Raw genomic sequence first — 15873 nt, 5'->3', positions numbered from 1 at the left:
AGCACCGTGCCTTGCCCCTCACCCGACCGGCTTCGCCGGTCGACCTCTCCCCGCATTGCGGGGAGAGGTAAGCGAGCCCGCTTTCATCACTACGTCCTTCATTGTATCGATCGGTCATGACAAAGTTGCCGAAACCACCCCCCGATATCGCCACACTCACCAAGCCGAAGGCCAAGATCGAGCTGATGCGATTGCGCCTCTCGATCGAGGGGCACGACAAGGCGTACTATCAGGACGACGCGCCGAAGATCTCGGATGCCGATTACGACGCGTTGCGGCGGCGGCTGGAGGCAATCGAGCAGAAGTTTCCCGAGCTGGTCAGCGCCTCGTCGCCGACCCAGACCGTCGGTGCGGCGCCGGCGCGCGGCTTCGCCAAGGTGCAACACGCGGTGCCGATGCTGTCGCTCGGCAACGCCTTCGCGGACGACGAGGTCACCGAATTCGTCGAGCGCGTGCAGCGTTTCCTCAAGCTCGACGACGTTCCGGCGATCGTTGCCGAACCGAAAATCGACGGCCTGTCGCTGTCGCTGCGCTATGAGCATGGCGAGCTGGTGCGCGCGGCGACGCGCGGTGACGGCTTCACCGGCGAGGACGTCACCGCCAATGTCCGCACCATCGTCGACGTGCCGAACACGCTGAAGGGTAAGCACATCCCCGCCGCCTGCGAGCTGCGCGGCGAGGTCTACATGCTGAAGCAGGACTTCCTCGCGCTGAACAAGCGCCAGGAGGAGGCCGGCGAGACCGTGTTCGCCAATCCGCGCAACTCCGCCGCCGGCTCGCTGCGGCAGAAGGACGTGGAGGTCACCCGGTCGCGCCCGCTGAAGTTCTTCGCTTACGCGTGGGGCGAGATGAGCGACTATCCGATGGAGGAGCCGACCCAGCACAAGATGCTGCAATGGCTCGCTCACGCCGGCTTCGTGGTGAATCCCGAGATCACGCTGTGCCACAGCGTCGAGGACGCGCTCGCGTTCTATCGCCGGATCGGCGAGCAGCGCGCGTCGCTGCCGTACGACATCGATGGCGTGGTCTACAAGGTCGACCGCCTCGACTATCAGGCGCGGCTCGGCTTCGTGTCGCGCTCGCCGCGCTGGGCGATCGCGCATAAGTTCGCCGCCGAGCAGGCGACCACCGTGCTGGAGAAGATCGACATCCAGGTCGGCCGCACCGGCGCGATGACGCCGGTGGCACGGCTGCAGCCGGTGACGGTTGGCGGTGTGGTGGTCCAGAACGCGACGCTGCACAACGAGGACTACATCAAGGAACTCGATATTCATCTCGGCGACACCGTCGTTGTGCAGCGCGCCGGCGACGTGATCCCGCAGATCGTCAGCGTCGTGCTCGACAAGCGGCCCGCCGGTGCCGAGCCGTATCACTTCCCGCACAAATGTCCCGTCTGCGGCAGCCACGCGGTGCGCGAAGAGGGCGAGGCGGTCTGGCGCTGCACCGGCGCGCTGATCTGCCCGGCGCAGGCGGTGGAGCGGCTGAAGCACTTCGTGTCTAGGCTCGCCTTCGACATCGACGGGCTCGGCGAAAAGCAGATCGAGCTGTTCCACGAGCGCGGCTGGGTGCAGGAGCCGGCCGACATCTTCACGCTGAAGTCGCGCAATGCCGAACTGAAGCTCGAACAGCTCGAAGGTTACGGCGAGACCTCGGTGCGCAATTTGTTCGCGGCGATCGACGCGCGGCGCACGATCGAGCTGCACAGGCTGATCTTCGCGCTCGGCATCCGCCATGTCGGCGAGGGCAACGCCAAGCTGCTGGCGCGGCACTACGGCACGCGCGATGCGTTCTTGACGGCGATGCGCGCCGCCGCCGATGCGCAGACCGAGGAGGGCAACGCTTCCGAGGCGTATCAGGACCTCGACAACATCGCCGGCATCGGCGACGTGGTGGCCGAAGCAGTGGTCGAGTTCTTCGCCGAAGAGCGCAACATCAAGGCGCTGAATGCGCTGCTGGACGAACTCACCGAGGTGCTGCCGGCCGAGCAGGCGCGACGCGACACCGCGGTCGCCGGCAAGATCGTGGTGTTCACCGGATCGCTGTCGAAATTCACCCGCGACGAAGCCAAGGCCACTGCCGAGCGGCTCGGTGCCAAGGTCGCCGGCTCGGTGTCGAAGAAGACCGACTACGTCGTCGCCGGCGAGGATGCGGGGTCCAAGCTGACCAAGGCGAAAGACCTCGGCGTCACGGTGCTGACCGAAGACGAGTGGCTGGCGCTGATCGGTGGATGATCGTCGACATCCCCCCATCCGTCATCGCCCGCGCAGGCGGGCGAACCAGTATCCCAGAGCTTTGAGGCGGTCCGCCGTCCCCTCCACGAGTCATTCCGGGGCGCGCGTAGCGCGAACCCGGAATCTCGCTGCAGTCCATCCGCGTGTCAGATTCCGGGTTCGCTCACTTGCGTGAGCGCCCCGGAATGACTCGTTGAGGCGCTTCGATGTGAACGCGTGAGTCTCTGGGATACTGGATCCTCCGCTTTCGCGGAGGACGACGCTGGGATCGGTCTACACCAGCGTCTCTTCTTCCGCCTGTTCGATCATCTCCTCGGTCGCGATCAGATTGCGGCGTGGCACCAGGAAGATCATCGCCGAGGCGCAGGCGAGCGCCGTCCCGAAGATCGCGATGTTGAGCGGCAGCGGCGTCGCGAAATGGCCGCCGAGCCAGGCGCCGGCCTGCGAGCATAGCGAGCCGAACCCGAATTGGGTGAAGCCCATCAGACCGGATGCGGTGCCGGCCGCCTGCGGCCGGATGCTGATCGCGCCGGCGGCGGCATTGGCCATCACCGCGGCGTTGCCGAACATGATGATCATGTGGGTGCCGAACAGCCAGCTCGGCACTTGATTCCAGCCGAGCACGCCCCACGCCAGATTGAGCGCCGCGCCGGCGATCTGCAAGCCGAGGCCGAACCAGATCAGCCGGTCGAGCGAATGCCGCGGCGAGAACTTCACGCAGAACAAATTGCCCATCAGATAGGCGAAGCCGGAGCTGGCGAACCAGGCGCCGTACTCGGCGCTGCTGCGGCCCATCTGCGTCACCACGACGTAGGGGCCGCCGCCGGCGAAGATGAAGATGATCGCCGAGGCCAGCACCTGGCACAGCACATAGCCGATGAAGGCGCGGCTGCCGAACAGGCTGCGCAGGTCGGTGCGGAAGCCGCCGCGCGGCGCGGCGGGCGCGCTGCGCCGGCATGTTTCCGGCAGCGCCAGTGTGATCGCGGCGGCGACGACGATCGCCCCGGCGGTGACGGCGTAGAAGATCGCGCGCCAGCCGAACGCGGTTTCGATCACGCCGCCGGCGAGCGGGCTCAGCATCTGCGCGATCATCATCACGGCGATCACCAGGCTGAGCATGCCGCCGACGCGGTCGCGGCTGTAGAGATCGCGGATGATGGCGCGGCTGATCACCATGCCCGAAGCGCCGCCGAGCGCCTGCAGGAAGCGCAAGGCGATCAGTTGCGGCAGCGTCTGCGCGAAGATGCAGCCGATGCTGGCCGCGACCATCAACGCCAGCCCGCCGAGCAGCACCGGGCGGCGGCCGAACCGATCTGACAACGGCCCCATGATCAGCTGCGAGCAGGCCAGCCCGACCATGTAGAGCGACACCGTCATCTGCGCGACCGAGATGTCGCTGGAAAAATCGCTCGCCAGCACCGGCAGCGCCGGCACGAAGATGTACAGCGCGATCGGTGCGGCACCGTTCATCAGCACCAGCAGCAGAAGCAGCAGCTTCGACGGCGGCGCGTCGCGCCGGCTGGCGTCGATCGTTGCGTATCTGCCGACGATTCCGTGCATGCGTGAGCGGTTCCCGACGGGCCTGCCGTGGCGAAGGATGTGAGCTGGTGAAACGACTGTAGCCTGCCGGAACGATGCTAACAGGCGGTTTTTCGGCATAAGGCTATGCGGAGGGCGGGCGGGGGCGGTGTCGGCAGTGGCCGATCGTCAGCCACGCGTCATTCTGGAGTGTGCGCAGAGACTCTCGACTGTCATTCCGGGGCGCGCGGAGCGCGAGCCCGGAATCCATATCCCCTGGCGTCTGTGATGGAGGAGGGGCGCAGCCGCCGTGCTTCTCCGCGAGTCCAGGGGCTATGGATTCCGGGCTCACGCGCTATGCGCGTGCCCCGGAATGACTCGTGGAGAGGGCGGCGCTCACCGCCTCAAAGGTTAGGCCTCCAACGGCGCTGTCGCAGCGTCGAGCCAAAGCTGGATCGGGCCGTCGAGGTGGGGGCGGACGGTTTCGCGGACGCGGGCGTGGTAGGCGTTCAGCCATTCCAGTTCCTCGGCGCTGAGCATCGCGACGTCGATCAGGCGGCGGTCGATCGGCGCCAGCGTCAGGGCCTCGAAGCCGTTCATCGGCTTCTCGGCGCCGCCGATCTGTTTCTCGACCACCAGTTCGAGATTCTCGATGCGGATGCCGAAGCCGTCGGTCTTGTAGTAGCCGGGCTCGTTGGACAGGATCATGCCGCGCTTCAGCGGCGTGGTGCCGAGCTTGGAGATCCGCGCCGGGCCTTCGTGCACCGACAAATAGCTGCCGACGCCGTGGCCGGTGCCGTGCTCGAAATCGATCCCGGCCTGCCACAGGAACTGCCGCGCCAGGGTGTCGAGCTGCGCGCCGGTGGTGCCGTCGGGAAACACCGCGCGGGCGATCGCCAGATGGCCGCGCAGCACGCGGGTGAAGCGGTCGCGCATCTCCGCCGAAGGCGTCCCGACCGCGATGGTGCGGGTGACGTCGGTGGTGCCGTCCTGATACTGCGCGCCGGAATCGATCAGCAGCAGATCGCCGGGCTGGATCCGCCGGTTGCTCTTGCGGGTGACGCGATAATGCACGATCGCGCCGTTCGGGCCGGTGCCGGAGATGGTCGGGAACGACACGTCCTTGAGCGCGCTGGTGTCGCGGCGGAACGTCTCCAGCGCTTCGACCGCGTCGATCTCGGTCAGCGTGCCGTTCGGCGCCTCCGCATCGATGAAGGCGAGAAAGCGCGCCAGCGCCACCGCGTCGCGGCGATGCGCGGCGCGGGTGCCGTCGACCTCGGCGGAGTTCTTCACGGCCTTCAGAAGCGCCACCGGATCGGCGCCGCGCAGCGGCTTGCCGCCGGCATCCCGGATCAGCCGGGTCAGCGCATCGGCCGCGGTGGCGCTGTCGAGCGCGATCGTCGCGCCGGTTTTGGCGAGCTCGCGCAGCATCGGCGCCAGCGCGGCCGGCTCGGCGACCTCGGCGGTCTGTTCGAGATGGTCGCGCACGCTGTTCGACAGCTTGCGGCCGTCGATGAAGATGGTGGGGCGGCCGTCCTTCGGCAGCAGCGCGTAGGACAGCGGCAGCGGCGTATGCGAGACGTCGGCGCCGCGGATGTTGAAGGTCCAGGCCACCGCGTGCGAGTCGGACAGCACCAGCGCATCCGCCTTCAACCGGGCGAGCTCGTCGTTGATGCGGCCGAGCTTGCTGGCCTCGCTCTCGCCGGAAAATTCCACGCCGTGGATGCTGACCGGTCCGAGCGGCGGCGCGGGGCGTTCGCTCCACACCGCATCGACCGGATTGCCGTCGACCGCCACCAGCTCGGCGCCGGCCTTGGCGCAGGCGGCCTGCATCCGCTCGACTGCCGAAGAAGTGTGCAGCCACGGATCAAATCCGAGGCGATCACCGGCTTTCAGATGTGTCTCCAGCCAGCGTTCCGGCGGCGGCTCGACCAGTGACTCGATGCGCCAGGCATTTCCGTCGACCTGTTTGGCGGCCTGCAGCGTGTAGCGGCCGTCGACGAACAAAGCGGCCTGATCGATCAGCACGTAGGCCAGACCCGCCGACCCGGTGAAGCCGGAGAGCCACGCCAGCCGCTCTTCGGACGGCGGCACATATTCGTTTTGTTGCTGATCGGCGCGGGGAATCGCAAATCCGGTGAGCTTGCGCCGCAGCAGCTCTTCGCGGAACGCCGACAGCCGCGCGGTGAGTGCGACGCCGCTCTCGGGCTCCTCGAAGCTCTGGAAATGCGACTCGAACATAGCGGTCTGCTCCCTGGACCTGTTGTGCACTGCTCACCCGGCATGCATAAAGCTGAGCTTATGGCACGAGTTATGCTTGATTTATCGAGCCCGCAAGAGACGGGCGGGAGCTCCGCAGTGCCAGCTGCAACAAGCTCCGACAACGCGTCCGGGACAAATCCCGGGAGTGTCTCAACTCAATGACGAGGTGATACACCATGCCTGCTTTTACGTTTGAGAAGATCTCCCCGCCGGTCCGCCCGGGTGGTACACCTCCGAACGTCGAGCCCGAGCAGAAGCAGCCGCGTGGTGTGATCGTGCGGATCCTGGATCGCTTCGTCCAGTCGGCGGTCAAGCGCACCGACCCGAACGGCGACGCCCACAGTCGCTTCCCCGACAAGCCCGCGCACTGAGCCCTCGCACAGCGGCGCTCCCCGTCAGAACGTCTTCACCAGAAGCAGGCTGCTCCAGCCTTCGATCACCAGTTGCCGCAGCAGCACGCAGCCGCGGGCCCGATAGGCCGCGATCACGCTCTGCGCCTGCGGCTGCAGCAGCCCCGACAGGATCACCAGCGCGCCGGGCGCCAGGTGCTCGCTCATCGGCTGCGCCAGGCTGCGCAGCGGATTGGCGAGGATATTGGCCAGCACCAGATCGAACGGCGCATGGGCGGCGAACACCGGCGAGGCGAAGCCGGTCGCCCATTCGGCCTGCACCAGATTGCCGACGCCGTTGAGCCGCGCGTTCTCGCGCGCGACCGCGACCGACTGCTTGTCGATATCGGTGGCCAGCACGGTGTGACGCAGCGCCTTGGCGGCGGCGATCGCCAGCACGCCGGTGCCGGTGCCGAGGTCGAGCACGCGCTGCGGAGGGCCGGCGCGCAGCACCAGGTCGAGCAGGGTCAGGCAGCCGCGGGTGGTGCCGTGATGGCCGGTGCCGAACGCCAGCGCCGCCTCGATCTCGATGCCGAGCTTGTTGGCCGGCACCCGATCACGGTCATGACTGCCGTGGACGACGAAGCGGCCGGCCGGCACCGGCACCAGCCCTTCCAGGCTCGCCGCGACCCAGTCCTTGGCGGCGACGGTTTCGACGCTGATCGCCTGCGCGGCCTCGGGGCCTGCGGCCTGCGCCACCAGTTCGCGGATGTGATCGAGGTTCGGCTGTTCGCCGAAATGCAGCGCGACCTCCCAGCTGCGGTCCGGCCGCTCGAACGCTGCGATCGCCATCTCGGCCTCGTCGAAGCACTCGCCGAGCAGATCGGTGACGCGGCGGGCGGTGGCCTCGTCGCCGAGCACGAAGCTGGCGCGGACGGTGGGGGCGGGATCAGTCATGGCAGGTCCGAAGGTTGGCGGCGAGGGAGCGCGGCTGAAGCGATTTCTCAACAGATCGTCCACCGCTTCTGCGCCGGAAACGCACAACTTGTCCATGACTTATGCACAGGGTTGAATCCGGAAGATTCACCGGCTGTCCACAGCCTTCACGCGACTTGTCGACAGACTCGTGCACAGCGTGACGAAGATACGCCAAGTCCATGCCCGCGGTGTAGAAAACGCTCGGCGCAGCCGAGGTTCTGATGCTTGAGCACGGTCGCTACGACGCGTCGCTGGCGCTGCCAGAAAATCCAATCGTTCCAGCTTCGACCGGGGAACCAGTTCCAATTTTGCTGCGTTTCAAGTTTTGGTTGTGAGCGTCATGTTGTCGCCTTGATCTCTGGCCAATGCGTTCGCGCGCTCGGCCGCAGCTTGATTGACAGCGCCGCCAGCGACGACCCCAGACAAGCCAACGTGAGGTGTGATGATCAAGGCCAACGAAGTTTCATTTGCGACCGCCGCCCGGCGTCGGGGACTGTCCGCGATTGTAGCCGTTTCAGCCTTGTTCGCACCGGTCGGCACGTCCGCGGCATTCGCCAACGGGCAAGGCGGCGTCACGCCGGTGGCTTTCCCCGCCGGGCAGCCGGCCATTCCGGCGGGCGTCGACTGCGTCACGGTGCGCTACTACGTCGGCGAACACGGCCGCGCCAAGTCGATCGCCTGGGCGATCAAGAACGGCTACAGCTGGGCCCAGATCGCCGAAGCCAAGCGCTGCCTGCGCGGCTGAGGCACGGCGCGCAAAGGCCGGCGTCGGCAACAGGTTTTCCACAGCTTATCCACAGGCTTATCCCCGGCCTTACCCACGGCTTGCGAACAGGCTGCGGTGGTCGTTGAGGATGGCGGCTGCGGCGTTGTGGCCGGGAGCGCCGGTGACGCCGCCGCCGGGGTGGGCGCCGCTGCCGCAGTGATAGAGGCCCTTCAGCGGGCCGCGATAATCGGCGTGGCCGAGCAGCGGACGGGCCGAGAACAGCTGGTTCAGCGACAACGCGCCGTGGAAGATGTCGCCGCCGACGAGCCCGAATTCGCGTTCGAGATCGAGCGGCGACAGCACCTGGCGGCCGAGCACGCTGGCAGCGAAGCCGGGGGCGTAGCGGTCGACGGTCGCGATCATCAGGTCGGCGACCTCGTCGCGATGGTCGTCCCAGGAGGCGCCGTCCGGCAGCTCGGGGGCGACGTGCTGGCAGAACAGGCTGGCGACGTGCTGGCCCTTCGGCGCCAGGCTGTCGTCGAGTGTCGACGGGATCAGCATCTCGACCACCGGATCGCGGCTCCAGCCGTGGGCGCGGGCGTCCTGATAGGCGCGGTCCATGTAGGCCAGGCCCGGGGCGATGATGATGCCGGCGGTGAGGTGGTCACCGTCGCCGGGCAGCGCGGTGAACGACGGCAGCTTCGCCAGCGCGACGTTCATCCGGAACGTGCCGGAGCCGGTCTTCCAATGCTGCATCCGGCGGCGGACGTCGTCGGGTAGGGCGTCCTGCGGCAGCAGGCAGGTGTATAAGAGCTTCGGATTGACGTTGGACGCCACGAACCGTGCCCGCACGCTGCGGCCGTCGTCGAGGCTGACGCCGACCACGCGATCCTGCTCGACCAGCACCTCGCGCACCCCGGCCGAGGTTTCGATCTCGGCGCCGGCGGCGCGGGCGGCGGCGGCCATCGCTTGGGTGATCGCGCCCATGCCGCCGAGCGCGTGACCCCACACGCCCTTCTTGCCGTTTACCTCGCCGAAGGCGTGATGCAGCATCACATAGGCCGAGCCGGCGGCATACGGGCTGGCGTAGTTGCCGACGATGGCGTCGAAGCCGAACAGCGCCTTGACCAGATCATGCTCGAACCTTGCGTCGAGCATCTCGCCGGCCGAGCAGGTGAACAGATCGAGCAGCAGCCGCTGCTGCTCGATCGTCAGGGCGCGCAGCCGGTTGGCCGTTCCTAGCGCGTTCAGGCTTTCGCGGATCGCTGGCAGGCCGAACTGTGCCACCAGATTGGGCGGGGCGCGCAGCACGAAGTGCCGCAGCACGTCGGCGATGGTTTCGAGCTCGGCGGCGAACCCGCCGAACGCCGCGGCATCATGCGCGCTGAGCCGCGCCAGCGAGGCGGCGGTGGCGTTGCCGCCGGTGAGCAGATATTGGCCGTCCGGCGCGGGCAGGAAGTTCTGCGCCTTGCGCTCGACGATTCTGAGCCCGTGCTCGTGCAGTTGGAGATCGGCGATCACTTTCGGATTGAGCAGGCTGACCGTGTAGGCCGCGACCGAGTTGCGGAAGCCGGGATGAAACTCCTGGGTCACCGCGGCGCCGCCGACCACGCTGCGGCGCTCCACCACCTTCACCTTCAGTCCGGCGCGCGCCAGATAGGCCGCGCAGGTGAGGCCGTTGTGACCGGCACCGATGATCAGGACGTCGAAATCGGACATCGCAAGGTTCCTGGACCGGTGCGACAGGATTGTTCGCGCCCGGTTTTGCCATCGTTCACAGAGCAACGCTAGGATGCGGCGCGTCACGGGCCTGCCGGAATTCATCGCCATGGCCGACGATGTCGAGCGTCCGCTGTGGCGGACCCAGCAGGAGCCGCCATGACCGAGTCGCCCCCCGTCGCGGGCCCGAACAGCCCGTCGCGCAACCGGCAGATCCTGATCGTCTATACCGTCGCGATCTTCGTCAGCGCGCTGCTGCTGTTCTCGGTGCAGCCGCTGTTCACCAAGATGGTGCTGCCGCGGCTGGGCGGCTCGCCGGCGGTGTGGTCGGTGGCGATGGTGTTCTTCCAGTCGCTGCTGCTCGCCGGCTACGCCTATGCGCACGGCCTCAGCCGGTTCGCCGACCGCCGGGTGCCGGTCGCGGTGCATCTTCTGCTGTTGGTCGGGGCGATGCTGACGCTGCCGCTGGCGATCACACCCGGCTGGGGCACGCCGCCGTCGAACGGCTCGGCGTTCTGGCTGCTCGGGCTGTTCGCGGTGTCGATCGGCCTGCCGTTCTTCGCGCTCGCCGCCAACAATCCGCTGCTGCAGGCGTGGTTCGTCCGCACCGGCCATCCCGACGGCCGCGATCCGTACTTCCTCTACGCCGCGTCCAACATCGGCAGCTTCCTGGCGCTATTGTCCTATCCGGTGCTGCTCGAACCGCTGCTGACGCTGCGGCTACAGAACCTGGCCTGGACCGCCGGCTACGGCGTGCTGATCCTGCTGATCGCCGGCTGCGGCGTGCTGCTGCTGCGGGCGCCGGCAACGGCGGCGACCGACGTCGCGGGCGAGGACAGCGACGCGCCGGCGCCGTCATGGCTGACGGTGGCGCGCTGGGTGTTTCTCGCCGCGGTGCCGTCCGGGCTGCTGATCGCCGTCACCGCGCACATCTCGACCGATGTCGCAGCGGCACCGCTGCTGTGGGTGCTGCCGCTGTCGCTGTACCTGCTGACCTGGGTGCTGGTGTTCCAGTCGCGGCCGCTGCTGCCGCACAAATGGATGCTGGCGCTGCAGCCGGTCGCGATCGCGGTGATCATCGTGCTGCTGGCGTCGTCGGCGGCCGAGCACAATCTGCTGCTGACGCTGGGCGGCCATCTGGTGTGCTTCTTCATCATCGCAATGGCCAGCCATGGCGAACTGGCCCGCACCCGGCCTCCGGCCCGGCATCTCACCGGCTTCTACGTGGCGCTGTCGTTCGGCGGCATGGTCGGCGGATTGTTCGCCGGGCTGGTGGCGCCGTACACCTTCTCGTGGATCGCCGAGTACCCGATCCTGTTGGCGCTGGCGGTGCTGTGCCGGCCGCAAATGCCGGAGCGCAGGCCGCAATGGTCGCTGCCGATCTGGCTGCTGATCGGGGCGATGGCGGCGGTGCTGATCACCTCGGCGTTCACCACCGGCAAGCTGCACGACTGGTTCGCGACCAACCGCGTGCTGATGATCGCCGACGTCGCGACGTTCGCCGCGGTGATCGCGCTGGTGCTGCGCGCCGCTCCGACGAAGCTGCTCGCCACCGTGGTGCTGGCGCTGCTGCTGATCCGGCTGTATCCGGCCGACGAGGGCCGGGTCGAGACGGTGCGCAGCTTCTTCGGCGTGCACAAGATCCAGGTGACGGCGGACGGCCGCTTCCATGTGCTGCTGCACGGCACCACGATCCACGGCGCCGAGCGGGTGCGCAATGACGACGGCACGCCGGTGACCGGGCGGCCGGAGCCGATCTCCTATTATTACAAGGACGGCGGTATCGGACAGGCGATCGCCGCGATCCGCGAACGCAAGGGCGGCCCGATCCGGGTTGCGGTGATCGGGCTCGGCTCCGGCTCACTGACCTGCGCGTCGGCGCCGGGCGAGCAGTGGCGGTTCTTCGAGATCGACCAGTCGATGATCGACACCGCGCGCGATCCGAAATATTTCAGCTTCGTCAGCAAATGCGCGCCGGATCTGCAGCCGGTGGTCGGCGACGCCCGGCTGACCTTCGCGCACCAACCCGATGGCGCCTACGACCTGATCATCGTCGACGCCTATTCGTCGGATGCGATCCCGATCCATCTCGCCACCCGCGAGGCGATGGCGATCTACAAGGCCAAGCTGGCGCCGCAGGGCGCGGTGCTGATGCACGTTTCCAACCGCCACCTCGAACTGTCGAGCGTCGCGGTCGGCATCGCCGCCGCCAACGGGCTGAAGAGCTGGACCGCATCGCAGGATCCCGGCCGCGATGCCGACTACATCTTCGCCACCTCGGTGGTGATCTCGGCACGCGACGAGGCCGACGTCGGTGCGCTCGGCGGCGACGACGACTGGACCATGACCGAGCCGCGGCCCGGCCAGCGGGTGTGGACCGACGATTACTCCAACGTGCTCGGCGCGGTGTGGCGCCGGCTGCGCGAAGGCGAGGAGTGACCCAGGAAAAACGCGCGGCCGGGGAGGCCGCGCGTTGCAATCGGATCTTGGCTCGGCTTCAGTAGGCCGAGTAGCCGCCATAGCCGTCGTCGAAGAAGCCGCGCGGCTGATAACGCCGCCGCGGCGCGTAATCCTGGGCGTAGGAGTCGTTCTCGACGTAGCCGTATTGCGGCGGGGCGACGCGGCGATAGCCGGGCGGGGCCGGGTAGCGGCGGTCGCCGTAGCTGCCGTCGGCCGGATAGATGTAGCCGTCGTCGGCAACCTGCGGACGTCCCACCCGTGGCTGGCTCGGCGCCAGCTCGACCGGCTCGCCGGCAGCATCATAAGTCGGGTTGGGCGCCGGTTCGGCACGGGCGACGGCACTGCCGGCCTTGGTCTTCAGCCGCGCCAGCGCGACCTGCGACGAGCCGGTCAGCGTCACCGTGGTGTTGAGCACGCCTTCCTTCTCGACCAGCGCGTACAGCGTCGCGGCGTTGTCGCGCGACAGACGGACACAGCCGTGCGACACCGGCACGCCGAGCTTGCCGGCCGCGTCGGTGCCGTGGATGGCGTGGCCGCGCTTGGTGAAAAAGATCGAGTGCGGCATCGGCGCGTCGTCGAACTCCTTCGAATAATGGTCGGCTTCCATCCTGAAGGTCTGGAATTTGCCGTTCGGGGTTTCGTGCGACGGATTGCCGGTCGACACCGGCCAGCGGTAGCGTTCGACGCCGTCGACCGCGACGGTGAGCTGCTGATTGTCCTTGTCGACGGTAATGGCGACTTTCGCCTGTGCGGTGGCGGAGAGCGCCAGCAGGATCAGGCCGGTGAGAGATACGAGATACGATCGCATGGTGCCGGCCTCCTGGCCCGATCCTTTCACTTCCTTGCCCGCCCGAAGGTAATATGCATAGCGGCTGCGACGGTTTCCAGTCGCCGCCGCGTCGCGGCAGCAAAACCTTCGGCATCGTTAAGAGCACTTCCGCGACGCCGGCGGCAGCATCAAGACACCGACGCGGCGGAATCTCGGCGAAACGGGAACCCGGGACGCGCCGCGGTGTTAATGTGACGCAGAGTCCGCGCCCGGCGTTCTGTCGGGCGTTTCAATCCGGAGGGACATCGATGAAGATCACTGCCAAGGCGTTCGCCGCTCGCGCCGAGCAAACCCCATTCAAAGCGCTGTTCGCGGCTGCCGCCCTGGCGCTCGCGGTGCTGACGATTCCGACTGCCGGTCATTCGCAAGGCATCGTCCGCGGCGCCGAGCAGGGCGCCCGCGAAGGCAATCGTGCGGCCGGTCCGATCGGTGGGGCGGTAGGCGGCGCGATCGGCGCCGGCGTCGGCGGCGCGGTCGGTGCGGTGAACGGCGTGCTGGGCCTGCCCAACCACGGCCCGCGCTATCGCTATCACCGCGGCCATCGCTGCAAGGGCTATTACACCCGCAGCGGCAAATTCCGCTGCTATCGCCGCCGCTGAGGGAGCGGGTCCGATCCGACGGGGCGCGGCCGTTCGGCCGCGCCTTTTCTTTTATAAAGCCATTGTGGTTGGTGAAATCAGCGTGATCAGGACTTCAGCCGATAGCCGGTCTTGAAGATCCACCACACCACGGCGAGGCAGGCCAGCAGGAAGCCGAAGGTGGCGGCGAGGCTGACGCCGACATTGACGTCGGAGATCTCGTAGAAGCTCCAGCGGAAGCCGGAGACCAGATACACCACCGGATTGAACAGCGCGACCGTCTGCCAGACCGGCGGCAGCATCGAGATCGAATAGAAGCTGCCGCCGAGGAAGGTCAGCGGCGTGATGATCAACAGCGGCACCACCTGCAGCTTTTCGAACCCGTCGGCCCAGATGCCGATGATGAAGCCGAGCAGGCTGAACGCCACCGAGGTCAGCACCAGGAAGCCGAACATCCATACCGGATGGGCGATGTGCAGCGGCACGAACAGGCCGGCGGTCGCCAGGATGATCAGGCCGAGGATGATCGACTTGCTGGCGGCGGCGCCGACATAGCCGACCGCGATCTCCAGGAACGACACCGGCGCCGACAGGATCTCGTAGATGGTGCCGGTGAATTTCGGAAAATAGATGCCGAACGAGGCGTTGGCGACGCTCTGAGTCAGCACGCTCAGCATGATCAGGCCCGGCACGATGAAGCTGCCGTAGCCGACGCCTTCGACCTGGTCGATGCGCGAGCCGATCGCTGCGCCGAACACGATGAAATACAGCGAGGTCGAGAGCACCGGCGACACGATGCTCTGCATCAGCGTCCGCCAGGTCCGCGCCATTTCGAACAGATAGATCGCGCGGATTGCTCGCCAATTCATGCTCACGTCCTCACCAGGCTGACGAAGATCTCCTCCAGCGAGCTCTGGCTGGTGTCGAGATCGTGGAAGCGGATGCCGGCGGCGCGGATGTCGCCGAGCAGCGCGGTGATGCCGGTGTGTTCGGCGCGGGTGTCGTAAGTGTAGATCAGCTTGCTGCGGTCGTCCGACAGCGCGAGGTCGTAGGCGGAGAGCTGCGGTGGCACGGTGTCGATCGGGGTGTCGAGATGCAGCTTGAGCTGCTTCTTGCCGAGCTTCTGCATCAGCGCCGACTTCTCGTCGACCAGGATCAATTCGCCGTGGTTGATGACGCCGACGCGGTCGGCCATCTCCTCGGCTTCCTCGATGTAGTGCGTGGTCAGGATGATGGTGACGCCGGTCGCCTTCAGCGCCCGCACCACCTCCCACATCCCCTTGCGCAGCTCGACGTCGACGCCTGCGGTCGGCTCGTCGAGAAACAGGATCTGCGGTTCGTGGCTGAGCGCTTTCGCAATCATCACCCGGCGCTTCATGCCGCCCGACAGGGTGATGATCTTGGAGTCCTTGCGGTCCCACAGCGACAGGTCGCGCAGCACCTTCTCGATATGGGCCGGGTTCTTCGGCTTGCCGAACAGGCCGCGGGAAAAGCTCACCGTGTCCCACACCGATTCGAACGCATCGGTGTGCAGCTCCTGCGGCACCAGCCCGATCAGCTCGCGTGCCGCCCGGTAGTCTGCAATGATGTCGTGGCCGTCGACCGTCACGGTGCCGCCGGTCGGGTTGACCAGCCCGCAGATCGTGCCGATCAGCGTGGTCTTGCCGGCGCCGTTCGGCCCGAGCAGCGCGAAGATCTCGCCGCCCATGATGTCGAGACTGACCCCGTTCAGCGCCTTGCGCCCGGTGCCGTAGGTCTTGCTCAGATTCTGGATGGAAATGATCGGGGCCATGCGGGCTCGGTAAGCTTCGGGCGCGGGGAAGGGCGGAACGCAGCCGGAACGTGCGGACGGATTACATAAGGACGGGCGAGGGGCGGTGCAACCGACAGCACGAACAGGCCGGGGAGGGGAAAATTCGTGTCGCGGCTTCCTGACACCGAACCTCAGCGCGTCGTCGCTTCATGGCACCGACCCTCACCGCGTCATTGCTGTGCGAGTTCACTAATTCGGTGATCGGATTTTTTTGTCGGCGGCGAAGTCCTTCGGGGTTTTGCCGCCGAGGGCCTGGTGGGGCCTGAAGTTGTTGTAATAGACCATGTATTCGAACAACTCGTTGGCGAAGTGGTCGAGGTTGTCGAAGGTGGCTCCGTCGATCACGTCGTCGTCCAGGGTCCGCCAGAAGCGCTCGATCTTGCCGTTGGTCTGGGGGCGGTAAGGCCGAGTGTAACGGTGCACGATGCCGAGCTCGCGCAGCATTGCCTC

Annotated in this window: 12 protein-coding genes and 2 pseudogenes; 5 read left to right on the top strand and 9 right to left on the bottom strand. The window is 67.1% G+C overall.

The features are described 5' to 3' along the window. Positions 1–116 precede the first annotated feature (116 nt). Positions 117–2231 carry an NAD-dependent DNA ligase LigA gene (gene ligA, locus DWA33_RS18670; protein ID WP_114360028.1) on the top strand — a complete coding sequence of 705 codons (2115 nt, stop codon included), beginning with the start codon at positions 117–119 and terminating at the stop codon, positions 2229–2231. A 273-nt stretch (positions 2232–2504) separates the two neighbouring features. Here the strand turns inward: ligA and DWA33_RS18665 are convergent, their stop codons facing one another. Beyond that, on the bottom strand, positions 2505–3791 hold the full coding sequence (locus DWA33_RS18665; protein ID WP_114360027.1) for a multidrug effflux MFS transporter: 1287 nt from the start codon (positions 3789–3791) through the stop codon (positions 2505–2507). Between the two features lie 369 nt (positions 3792–4160). Next, positions 4161–5990 (bottom strand): aminopeptidase P family protein, encoded by a 1830-nt coding sequence (locus DWA33_RS18660; protein WP_114360026.1) that lies wholly within the window; start codon positions 5988–5990, stop codon positions 4161–4163. 197 nt (positions 5991–6187) lie between these two features. Between DWA33_RS18660 and DWA33_RS18655 the strand changes: the two genes are divergently transcribed. Continuing rightward, a complete protein-coding gene (locus DWA33_RS18655) occupies positions 6188–6382 on the top strand; it encodes a hypothetical protein (protein ID WP_114360025.1) in 195 nt (64 codons plus the stop codon). Between the two features lie 24 nt (positions 6383–6406). Here the strand turns inward: DWA33_RS18655 and DWA33_RS18650 are convergent, their stop codons facing one another. Next, positions 6407–7297, bottom strand: a complete 891-nt coding sequence (locus DWA33_RS18650) for a 50S ribosomal protein L11 methyltransferase (protein ID WP_114360024.1) — start codon at positions 7295–7297, stop codon at positions 6407–6409. 463 nt (positions 7298–7760) lie between these two features. Here DWA33_RS18650 and DWA33_RS18645 point away from each other — a divergent pair, with 463 nt between their 5' ends. Beyond that, complete coding sequence (locus tag DWA33_RS18645; protein ID WP_114360023.1) at positions 7761–8063, top strand: hypothetical protein; 303 nt, start codon at positions 7761–7763, stop codon at positions 8061–8063. Positions 8064–8132: 69 nt separating this feature from the next. On the opposite strand, the gene DWA33_RS18640 is transcribed toward DWA33_RS18645, so the two are convergent. Then, positions 8133–9743 (bottom strand): phytoene desaturase family protein, encoded by a 1611-nt coding sequence (locus DWA33_RS18640; RefSeq protein WP_114360022.1) that lies wholly within the window; start codon positions 9741–9743, stop codon positions 8133–8135. 159 nt (positions 9744–9902) lie between these two features. Here DWA33_RS18640 and DWA33_RS18635 point away from each other — a divergent pair, with 159 nt between their 5' ends. After that, positions 9903–12182 carry a spermidine synthase gene (locus DWA33_RS18635; protein WP_114360021.1) on the top strand — a complete coding sequence of 760 codons (2280 nt, stop codon included), beginning with the start codon at positions 9903–9905 and terminating at the stop codon, positions 12180–12182. A gap of 58 nt (positions 12183–12240) precedes the next feature. On the opposite strand, the gene DWA33_RS18630 is transcribed toward DWA33_RS18635, so the two are convergent. After that, on the bottom strand, positions 12241–13011 hold the full coding sequence (locus DWA33_RS18630; protein WP_114360020.1) for a L,D-transpeptidase: 771 nt from the start codon (positions 13009–13011) through the stop codon (positions 12241–12243). Positions 13012–13280: 269 nt separating this feature from the next. Here DWA33_RS18630 and DWA33_RS18625 point away from each other — a divergent pair, with 269 nt between their 5' ends. Next, entirely contained in the window at positions 13281–13631 is a 351-nt protein-coding gene (locus DWA33_RS18625) for a hypothetical protein (RefSeq protein ID WP_114360019.1), read from the top strand. 86 nt (positions 13632–13717) lie between these two features. Here DWA33_RS18625 and DWA33_RS18620 read toward each other — a convergent pair whose 3' ends face one another. The 4 genes and pseudogenes from DWA33_RS18620 to DWA33_RS25765 form a co-directional block, all read right to left on the bottom strand. Beyond that, positions 13718–14479 carry an ABC transporter permease gene (locus tag DWA33_RS18620; RefSeq protein ID WP_114360018.1) on the bottom strand — a complete coding sequence of 254 codons (762 nt, stop codon included), beginning with the start codon at positions 14477–14479 and terminating at the stop codon, positions 13718–13720. 2 nt (positions 14480–14481) lie between these two features. After that, positions 14482–15402, bottom strand: coding sequence for an ABC transporter ATP-binding protein (locus DWA33_RS18615; protein ID WP_114360017.1), 921 nt, complete (start codon positions 15400–15402; stop codon positions 14482–14484). A 210-nt stretch (positions 15403–15612) separates the two neighbouring features. Then, positions 15613–15792 (bottom strand): annotated as a pseudogene (locus DWA33_RS18610) (integrase core domain-containing protein); the annotation flags it as partial. After that, positions 15771–15873 (bottom strand): annotated as a pseudogene (locus tag DWA33_RS25765) (integrase core domain-containing protein); the annotation flags it as partial. The pseudogenes DWA33_RS25765 and DWA33_RS18610, both read right to left, overlap by 22 nt.

Origin of the sequence: Rhodopseudomonas pentothenatexigens (assembly GCF_900218015.1) — a bacterium.
Classification (GTDB): domain Bacteria; phylum Pseudomonadota; class Alphaproteobacteria; order Rhizobiales; family Xanthobacteraceae; genus Rhodopseudomonas; species Rhodopseudomonas pentothenatexigens.
The sequence above is the reverse complement of the archived record's forward strand: the minus strand, read 5'-3'. Positions and strand labels throughout refer to the sequence as shown.

Excerpts from the sequence above, each read along its gene's own strand:
- ligA (WP_114360028.1), top strand. The coding sequence starts at position 117 with ATGACAAAGTTGCCGAAACCACCCCCCGATATCGCCACACTCACCAAG.
- DWA33_RS18665 (WP_114360027.1), bottom strand. The coding sequence starts at position 3,791 with ATGCACGGAATCGTCGGCAGATACGCAACGATCGACGCCAGCCGGCGC.
- DWA33_RS18660 (WP_114360026.1), bottom strand. The coding sequence starts at position 5,990 with ATGTTCGAGTCGCATTTCCAGAGCTTCGAGGAGCCCGAGAGCGGCGTC.
- DWA33_RS18655 (WP_114360025.1), top strand. The coding sequence starts at position 6,188 with ATGCCTGCTTTTACGTTTGAGAAGATCTCCCCGCCGGTCCGCCCGGGT.
- DWA33_RS18650 (WP_114360024.1), bottom strand. The coding sequence starts at position 7,297 with ATGACTGATCCCGCCCCCACCGTCCGCGCCAGCTTCGTGCTCGGCGAC.
- DWA33_RS18645 (WP_114360023.1), top strand. The coding sequence starts at position 7,761 with ATGATCAAGGCCAACGAAGTTTCATTTGCGACCGCCGCCCGGCGTCGG.
- DWA33_RS18640 (WP_114360022.1), bottom strand. The coding sequence starts at position 9,743 with ATGTCCGATTTCGACGTCCTGATCATCGGTGCCGGTCACAACGGCCTC.
- DWA33_RS18635 (WP_114360021.1), top strand. The coding sequence starts at position 9,903 with ATGACCGAGTCGCCCCCCGTCGCGGGCCCGAACAGCCCGTCGCGCAAC.
- DWA33_RS18630 (WP_114360020.1), bottom strand. The coding sequence starts at position 13,011 with ATGCGATCGTATCTCGTATCTCTCACCGGCCTGATCCTGCTGGCGCTC.
- DWA33_RS18625 (WP_114360019.1), top strand. The coding sequence starts at position 13,281 with ATGAAGATCACTGCCAAGGCGTTCGCCGCTCGCGCCGAGCAAACCCCA.
- DWA33_RS18620 (WP_114360018.1), bottom strand. The coding sequence starts at position 14,479 with ATGAATTGGCGAGCAATCCGCGCGATCTATCTGTTCGAAATGGCGCGG.
- DWA33_RS18615 (WP_114360017.1), bottom strand. The coding sequence starts at position 15,402 with ATGGCCCCGATCATTTCCATCCAGAATCTGAGCAAGACCTACGGCACC.